Here is a 676-nt window from a genome sequence, read left to right as displayed (position 1 = left end):
TGCATTTTTATGGTTATAAATATTATTTACTAAAACCAATAGGAACGTAACCCTATCTGTTTCTTGTCTTAGACTGAGCCACTATTGCTGTCACCCCATCACTCATTAGACAGCAGCGTTACCCTTAGTATCGCGGTCTTTAATGCTTTGTTGCCATGCTGCTGACCGTCTAGTTCGATCAGCGACTTGTCCAACCAATTGACCACAGGCTGCATCAATATCATCACCGCGCGTTTGACGAATGGTGCAAACAAAACCTGCTTCGCTCAAAATATTACTAAACGCATGAATGCGATTATTACTTGATTTATCATAAGGGGCATGCGGGAATGGATTGAACGGTATCAGGTTTATTTTACTTGGCAAACCATCAAGTAACGCAACCAACTGCTCAGCGTGCTCATTGCTGTCATTGACGCCATCTAACATGACATATTCAATCGTGACATGTTTTTTGTGGCGCGGATTGACGTCATAGACGTAATTTTTTGCCGCAGCGATCAGCTCGTTTAATGGATATTTTTTATTAATTGGTACCAGCTCATTACGCAATTCATTGTTGGGTGCATGCAGTGAAATGGCTAAAGCCACATCAATATCCTTCGCTAACTGATACATCTTTGGCACCACACCTGACGTCGATAAAGTGACTCGGCGTTTGGATAAACCATAAGCA

General features: G+C 42.0%; 1 pseudogene. It reads right to left on the bottom strand.

What is annotated here, in order from left to right:
- Positions 1–105 precede the first annotated feature (105 nt).
- Positions 106–676, bottom strand: a pseudogene (locus tag ACS8FD_RS21115) (23S rRNA (adenine(2503)-C(2))-methyltransferase RlmN); the annotation flags it as partial.

The sequence above is a fragment of the Psychrobacter sp. 1U2 genome (assembly GCF_051847575.1).
This window is presented reverse-complemented; position numbering and strand designations above follow the sequence as displayed.